This is a genomic window from Micromonospora sp. RV43 (assembly GCF_001029515.1).
Lineage (GTDB): Bacteria > Actinomycetota > Actinomycetes > Mycobacteriales > Micromonosporaceae > Micromonospora > Micromonospora aurantiaca.
Genome location: NZ_LEKG01000257.1, coordinates 1 through 6,986, shown reverse-complemented (window position 1 = coordinate 6,986; position 6,986 = coordinate 1). Strand labels below are relative to the sequence as shown.

Here is a 6,986-nt window from a genome sequence, read left to right as displayed (position 1 = left end):
ACCCCACCCGCCCCCTTTCCAGGGCGTCGATCATGAGGTTGGCGGCGACAAAACGGACGCCGGACGCCGCCAACCTCATGATCGACCGAAGCGGACGCGAAGGGCGGAACCCGGCGCGCGGCGGGCGGGGGTCACAATCGGCTCCGGTTCGCGTACCGTTGCCGCTCATGGGTGTGTCGCAACGGTTGAAGACCAGGTTCCGCCGGTTCCTCCAGCGCCCGGGGACGACTGTCGACCTGGCGCCGCTGGAGAAGCTGCTGCCGGCGATCGAGGCGCGCGAGGCGGACCTGGAGCAGCTCTCCGACGCCGAGCTGACCGAGGCCGCCGGCCGGGCCACAGGGTACGAGGAGATCTGCGCGATCGGCCGCGAGGCGGCCCGGCGCGGGCTCGACCAGCGCCCCTACGACGTGCAGCTGCTCGGCGCGATGGCGCTGCTGTCCGGCAAGGTCGCCGAGATGGCCACCGGTGAGGGCAAGACGCTCACCGCGACTGTCGCCGCGTACGGGCACGTGCGGCTGGGCAACGGCCCGGTGCACGTGCTCACCGTCAACGACTACCTGGCCCGCCGCGACGCCGAGTGGATGACGCCCGTCTACGACCTGCTCGGGCTGACCGTCGGCTGGGTCAACGAGGCGTCCACGCCCGAGGAGCGGCGCGCCGCGTACGGCTGCGACGTCACCTACGTGTCGGTCAGCGAGGCCGGCTTCGACTTCCTGCGCGACCAGCTCGTCACCGACCTGGCCGACCGGGTGCAGCCGCCGTTGAAGACCGCGATCGTGGACGAGGCCGACTCGATCCTGATCGACGAGGCCCGGGTGCCGATGGTGCTGGCCGGCGCGGTCGGCGGCGAGCAGGACCCGGTGCACGCCGCGGCCGCGCTCGTGCGCGGGCTGCGCAAGGGCAAGCACTACACGGTCGCCGAGGACGGCCGCAGCGTCGCCTTCACCTCGGTCGGCCTGGCCACCGTCGAGGCCAAGCTCGGCGGCATCGACCTGTACGACGAGGAGCACGTCGGGCAGCTCTCCGCGGTGAACGTGGCGCTGCACGCGCACGCCCTGCTGCACCGGGACGTGGACTACATCGTCCGGGACGACTCGGTCGAGCTGATCGACGAGATGCGCGGCCGGGTCGCCCAGCGCCGCCGCTGGCCGGACGGGCTCCAGGCCGCGGTCGAGGCGAAGGAGGGCCTGGACGCCACCGCCGAGGGCGAGGTGCTGGGCACGATCACCGTGCAGGCGTACATCGCGCTCTACCCGACTGTCTGCGGCATGACCGCGACCGCGGTGCTCGTCGGCGACCAGCTCCGCGAGTTCTTCGGCCTCGAGGTCGCGGTGATCCCGCCGAACACCCCCTGCGTCCGCGAGGACGAGCCGGACCGGATCTACGCCACCCGCGCCGAGAAGGAGGAGGCGCTGGTCGACGAGATCACGCGCTGCCACCAGGCGGGGCGGCCGGTGCTGGTCGGCACGCTCGACGTCAAGGAGTCCGAAGGGCTGGCCGCCGCGCTCAACGCCGCCGGCGTCTCCTGCGTGGTCCTCAACGCCAAGAACGACGACGAGGAGGCCGGCATCATCGCGGAGGCCGGCGCGTACGGCGCGGTGACGGTCTCCACCCAGATGGCCGGCCGGGGCGTGGACATCCGGCTGGGCGGCAGCGACCAGGCCGACCGGGACCGGGTGGCGGAACTGGGCGGCCTGTACGTGATCGGCAGCGGCCGGCACGACAGCCGCCGGGTCGACGACCAGCTCCGCGGCCGGGCCGGCCGGCAGGGCGACCCGGGCGGGTCGGTGTTCTTCGTCAGCCTGGAGGACGACCTGGTGGTCCGGCACGCCGGCGACACCGTGCCGGCCTCGCCCCGGATGAACGCCGACGGCCTGGTCACCGACCCGCAGGTCGACTACGCGGTCGAGCACGCCCAGCGCGTCGCCGAGGGCGTCAACCACGAGATCCACCGCAACACGTGGCGCTACAGCCAGGTGATCGAGCAGCAGCGCAAGGCGCTCGCCGAGCGCCGGGAGCGGCTGCTGACCAGCGACATCGCCGCGCTGATGCTGCTGGAGCGGGTGCCGGAGAAGGCCGGCGAGATGGACGAGGACCTGCTCGCCGACGTGGCCCGCAAGATCGCCCTCTATCACCTGGACCGGCTCTGGGCCGACCACCTGGCCGAGCTGTCCGAGGTACGCGAGGGCGTGCACCTGCGGGCGCTGGGCCGGCTCGACCCGCTCGACGAGTTCCACCGCAGCGCGGTGCCGGCGTTCAACGCGCTGGTGCCCGAGATCGAGACGCGGACCGTGGCCACGTTCGAGGAGACCGAGTTCGACGAGGGCTGGGAGCCGGACTCGTCGAAGCTGGTGCGGCCGAGCGCCACCTGGACGTACCTGGTGCACGACAACCCGTTCGGCTCGGAGCTGGACCGGCTGATCGCCTCGGTGGGCCGGCGGCTCATCTCCGGGTCGCGCTGACCCGCGCCGAAGGCCCCTTCCGGTGCAACCGGGAGGGGCCTTTTTGCGCGGTTTCGCCCGCGGTCTGCGAGGGTAGTAGGCCGGGGCCCGGCCACAGGAGGGACGGACATGGGACAGGCAACGGTGCCGGACGGGGAGACCGCGTGGACGTACGCGGGGACGGTGGAGGCCCCGGCCCGGTGAACCTCGACACGCGCCAACCCATGATCGACAACCTCGGTGTGCTGGAGACGGCCGCGCTGCTGCGCGAGCTGACCGCCGGTCTGATCGGCGTGGCCGGGTTCGACGAGGCGCTCGACCGCCTGGTCCGGATCGCCCGCGACGCCGTGCCGGGCGTGGACTGCTGCGGCTTCACCGCGCTGCGCGCCGGTGAGCCCGCCGGGGTGGCCGCCTCCGACCCGGACCGGGCCGAGCTGGACGACCTGCGGCACGGCCCGGACACACCGGCCCTGACGGCGATCCGCCGACGGGAGATGATCATCGCGAGCGGGCTGTCCGACGAGACGCGCTGGCCGGCCTGGAGCGAGCGGGCCCGCGTGCTCGGCGTGCACGGGGTGATCTCCGCGCCGGTCGACGTGGACGAGCAGGTCATCGGCGCGATCAACCTGTACGCCGAGTCGCCCGACGCGCTCACCCCCCGGCACCAGCTCACCGCGATGCTGCTCGCCGAGCACGCCGGGCTGCTGCTGGCCGCCGCGCGCGACCGTGAGCGGGCCGCCAGCCGGGCCGGTGAGATCGACGACTCGCTGCTGGCCGGGGGAGTGGTCGGGCAGGCCGTCGGTGTGATCATGACGCAGCGCGGCTGTCCCGCCCCGGAGGCGCTGCGGGTGCTGCGCAGCGCCGCGTCCTCGCTGGACATCCCGCTGCGCGAGGTGGCCGAGCGGCTCGTGCTGACCGTCTCCCGGCCCCGGGACAACTGAGCGACAGTCGTTTCACCCCGCGGCGCCTCGGGTAGCACTCTGGACTGGTGAGCTGCGCCGACCTGGGGAGGAAGCGATGCAGAGCCGACTGCGGGTGCAGGGGCATCCCATCCAACCGATGCTTGTCACGTTCCCGTTCGGCCTGTTCGTCTGCGCCGCGGTCTTCGACCTGGCCGACGTGGCGGGCGGTCCGGCGTTCCTCGGTGAGGTGGGCTACTGGACCGCGGTGGCCGCGCTCGTCGCCGCCGGGCTCACCACCGTCGCCGGCCTGGTCGACCTGTGGGACGTCCGCGCCGGGCGCACCAGCCGGACCGTCCTGACGTTCAACCTCGTCAACGCCGTGATGGCGGGGCTGTTCCTGCTGTCCTGCCTGATCCGGGCGAACGCCCCGCAGCGCGGCGCGAACGGCGCCCTGCTCGCCGCCGAACTCGTCGCGCTCGCCGTCGGTGCGGTCGGCGTGGCCCTGGGCGCGCGGCTGATGCAGCAGTTCGACCGGGCCACCGAGCCGACCGGCTTCGAGACGTTCGGCGACGTGCCCCCCGGGTCCACAGTCGAGATCGCCCGCCCGCGCCCGTTCTGACCCGGCCGAAATCCGTTGCCGCGGCCGTCGCCGGGCGGCAGGCTCGCGGGCATGGTCCGCACGTTCTCCGAACTCGTAGCCGAGGCCGAGGCCGCGCCGGTGGAGGGCTGGGGCTTCGACTGGCTGCGCGGCCGCGCCACCGAGGAGCGCCCGCCCTGGGGGTACGCACGCCTGGTGGGCGACCGGATGGCCGCCGTGAGGGCGGCGCTGGACGTCGACACCGGCGGGGGAGAGGTGCTGGCCGAGGTGCCCGCGCCGCCGCCGCTGCTGGTCGCCACCGAGGCGTGGCCGCCGAACGTGCCGGTGGCCCGGCGCAACCTGCGTCCGCTCGGCGCGACAGTGGTACGGGTGGCCGACCGGCCGCCGCTGCCGTTCCGGGATGCCGCCTTCGACCTGGTCGTGAGCCGTCATCCGGTGCACACCTGGTGGGACGAGGTGGCCCGGGTGCTGCGCCCCGGCGGCACCTACCTGTCCCAGCAGATCGGCCCCGGCACGGTGCGGGAGCTGAGCGAGGCGATCCTCGGGCCGCTGCCGCCACCGGAGCACCGGCACCCGGAGGTGGCGGTCGCCGACGCGCGGGCCGCCGGGCTCACAGTCGTCGACCTGCGCGAGGCGACGCTGCGTACCGTCTTCCACGACGTCGGCGCGGTGGTCTGGTTCCTGCGCAAGGTGGTCTGGACGGTGCCCGGCTTCACAGTCGGCCGTTACGCCGACGAGCTGCGCCGCCTGGACGAGCGGATCCGCGCCGAGGGGCCGTTCGTCGCGTACGCCCGCCGTTTCCTCATCGAGGCGCACCGGGGCTGAGCGGGCCGGGCCGGTGCGCCGCGGCGTGGTGCGCGGCCAGCACGTCGGCGCCGAAGTCACCGGCGGGGCGGCGCAGCACGGTGTGCGCGTGGTTGCCGTCGTCGGTGGTGTTGTCGTACTCGATCAGCAGGTCGTCGCCCTGCACCCGGTAGTAGTGCCGCCGGCCCGGCTCGACCGGGCCGGCCCAGGCGAAGTGCAGCTCGCCGCCGTCGAGCCGGTCGGCCTCCCGGGCCGCCAGCTCCGGCGGCAGCCGGTCCAGGTAGAGCGCGACCAGCCGGTCGAGCAGCGCCCGGCCGGTGGGCCGCAGCCGCCCTCGGGGTACGCCGGGCGGGTCGAGCCGGCCCGGTGCGGTGGCGCGGGTGGCGCTGATGATGTCGGCCGGCGCCTCCTCGGCGATGATCGCGGCGGACCGGCCGGCCGGTCCGAGCACGTCGAGCAGTTCGCGGGCCAGGTCCTCCTCGGGGCCCAGGGGCCGGGAGACCGGGCGCCCGGAATGCCGGACGGTGGCCGGGTTGGCGCCGAGGAACACCGGCGCGGGGGAGACCCGGTCGTCGGCGACTGTCATGCTCACCGACAGGTGGTGTCCCTCGAACCGCCACGCCCAGTCGTCGTCGCGGGCCGGGTCGCCGAAGACGGCCACCCAGTAGTCGCCGCTGTGCCGGCCGCGCCGCCAGTCCTCGGCCCGGTCCAGCACCTCTTCCAGGGCCATCACGGCCATGGCCTGCGCGTACGCGGCCGGGCTGAGCGCGGTGGCGAGCAGCCGGTGCGCGGCCTTGCGGGCGGTGACGTCCAGGCCGGCGAGCGTGACGCCGGGCCGGGGCCGCGGCCGGTACTCCAGCCACCGGCGGGCCGGCTCGTCGTCGAAGGCGTGCCGGGCGGCGTCGCGGGCCGGCTCGTCCAGTGCCGCCAGGAACGCCGCGGCCGCCGTGCGCATCTGCTCGGGTACGGGATCCTCCACCGTCCCTGTATACCGCCCGCCGCTCATGCGCGGCCGAGCAGCGCCAGCATGTCGGGCAGCTCGAAGAACCGTGCGGTCTCGACCGCGGACGGGGCGCCGTGGTCCGGGTCGGCGCCGGCGTCGAGCAGCGCGCGGACCGCCGCCTCCTGGCGCCGGAACACGGCCGCGGCGAGCGCGGTCTGCCCCCTGTCGTTGACCCGGGCCGGGTCGGCGCCCCGGGCCAGCAGCGCGGCCACCGTGTCCGGGTGGGCGTGGTACGCGGCGAGGATCAGCAGCGTGTCGCCCTTGGCGTTGGTGAGGTTGACCGGCAGCCCGGCGTCCACGTTGGCCGCCAGCTCCTCGGCGGCGCCGGCCCGTGCCAGGTCGAACATCCGGTGGGCGAAGGCGATGGTCTCGTCGTCGAGTTCGTCGGGCATCCGCCCAGGCTATGGCGTCGCGGCCGGGCGCGCCTGGTAGCTTGCGCAGCCGGGCACGGGAGGCGCGCGCATGGATGATCGGGTGTACGTGGGCAACGCGGCGGTGGACGGCGCGACCGACGCGGGCTGGCTGCTGGGCCACTTCAAGCCGGCCGGGGACGTGCGGCACAGCACCGACGTCGAGGTGAAGTGGGGCGTGCACCCGGCGGGGGAGACCCGGTCCCGGTGGGCCACCGGTGAGCGGCGTACCGCCCTGCTGGTGCTGATCAGCGGCGCGTTCCGGATCGAGCTGCCGGACCGCACGGTGGTGCTGCGCGCGCCCGGTGACTACGTGGTGTGGGGCAGGGGCGTGGACCACTCCTGGTACGCCGAGCGGGAGTCCACGGTGCTCACCGTCCGCTGGCCGTCCGTGCCGGGTTACAAGGTGGATCCGCCGGTCCTCCGCTGAGCCGCGCCCGACGTCCCAGCATTCGGTATTACCTACTAAGCCGATAGGCTTTGCCGTCTAAGCTGTGCGGGTACACCCGCTCCGCACCGTGAGGACGCACCGCCGATGACCAGCACCGCACCGCCCGACCTGCTCGCCGTCGCCGCCCGCTGGGCGAACCCGGACGGCTGGCCGGTGCCGTTGCGGTTCGATGCGCCGCAGCGCTGGTACGCCCGGCTGGACGCCGACGACGCGCACGAGGTGTGGGCGCTGAGCTGGCTGCCCGGACAGGTCACCGACCTGCACGACCACGGCGGCTCCGCAGGCGCCTTCCTGGTCGTGGCCGGCGTGCTCACCGAGGAGACGGTGAGCGGCGGACGGCTGCGCCCGCACCGGCTCGCCGCCGGAGCCGGCCGGCG

Annotated in this window: 8 protein-coding genes; 6 read left to right on the top strand and 2 right to left on the bottom strand. The window is 74.4% G+C overall.

The annotated features are described in order from the left end of the window. Positions 1-167: 167 nt before the first annotated feature. The 4 genes from secA2 to ABD52_RS35070 all read left to right on the top strand — a co-directional run bounded on the left by secA2 (position 168) and on the right by ABD52_RS35070 (position 4,766). On the top strand, positions 168-2,462 hold the full coding sequence (gene secA2, locus ABD52_RS35085) for an accessory Sec system translocase SecA2 (protein WP_013286037.1): 2,295 nt from the start codon (positions 168-170) through the stop codon (positions 2,460-2,462). A 179-nt stretch (positions 2,463-2,641) separates the two neighbouring features. Further along, positions 2,642-3,382, top strand: coding sequence for a GAF and ANTAR domain-containing protein (locus ABD52_RS35080; protein ID WP_047894564.1), 741 nt, complete (start codon positions 2,642-2,644; stop codon positions 3,380-3,382). A 76-nt stretch (positions 3,383-3,458) separates the two neighbouring features. Then, positions 3,459-3,962 (top strand): DUF2231 domain-containing protein, encoded by a 504-nt coding sequence (locus ABD52_RS35075; protein WP_013286039.1) that lies wholly within the window; start codon positions 3,459-3,461, stop codon positions 3,960-3,962. 51 nt (positions 3,963-4,013) lie between these two features. Further along, on the top strand, positions 4,014-4,766 hold the full coding sequence (locus ABD52_RS35070) for a class I SAM-dependent methyltransferase (RefSeq protein WP_047894563.1): 753 nt from the start codon (positions 4,014-4,016) through the stop codon (positions 4,764-4,766). Here the strand turns inward: ABD52_RS35070 and ABD52_RS35065 are convergent. Both ABD52_RS35065 and ABD52_RS35060 read right to left on the bottom strand, forming a co-directional pair. Next, a complete protein-coding gene (locus ABD52_RS35065) occupies positions 4,744-5,724 on the bottom strand; it encodes a DUF3500 domain-containing protein (RefSeq protein ID WP_176739681.1) in 981 nt (326 codons plus the stop codon). The two genes, ABD52_RS35070 and ABD52_RS35065, sit on opposite strands and share 23 nt — an antisense overlap. A 23-nt stretch (positions 5,725-5,747) precedes the next feature. Continuing rightward, entirely contained in the window at positions 5,748-6,140 is a 393-nt protein-coding gene (locus tag ABD52_RS35060; RefSeq protein ID WP_047894561.1) for an ankyrin repeat domain-containing protein, read from the bottom strand. A gap of 70 nt (positions 6,141-6,210) precedes the next feature. On the opposite strand from ABD52_RS35060, the gene ABD52_RS35055 reads away from it, so the two are divergent. Both ABD52_RS35055 and ABD52_RS35050 read left to right on the top strand, forming a co-directional pair. Further along, positions 6,211-6,588, top strand: a complete 378-nt coding sequence (locus tag ABD52_RS35055) for a hypothetical protein (protein WP_013476996.1) — start codon at positions 6,211-6,213, stop codon at positions 6,586-6,588. 105 nt (positions 6,589-6,693) lie between these two features. After that, positions 6,694-6,986, top strand: a 293-nt coding sequence (locus ABD52_RS35050) for a cysteine dioxygenase (RefSeq protein WP_047894560.1), incomplete at its 3' end; no start/stop codon positions are given.

What these genes read in the sequence shown, in the direction of transcription:
- ABD52_RS35070 (WP_047894563.1), top strand. Translation starts at nt 4,014, where the DNA reads ATGGTCCGCACGTTCTCCGAACTCGTAGCCGAGGCCGAGGCCGCGCCG.
- ABD52_RS35075 (WP_013286039.1), top strand. Translation starts at nt 3,459, where the DNA reads ATGCAGAGCCGACTGCGGGTGCAGGGGCATCCCATCCAACCGATGCTT.
- ABD52_RS35060 (WP_047894561.1), bottom strand. Translation starts at nt 6,140, where the DNA reads ATGCCCGACGAACTCGACGACGAGACCATCGCCTTCGCCCACCGGATG.
- ABD52_RS35055 (WP_013476996.1), top strand. Translation starts at nt 6,211, where the DNA reads ATGGATGATCGGGTGTACGTGGGCAACGCGGCGGTGGACGGCGCGACC.
- secA2 (WP_013286037.1), top strand. Translation starts at nt 168, where the DNA reads ATGGGTGTGTCGCAACGGTTGAAGACCAGGTTCCGCCGGTTCCTCCAG.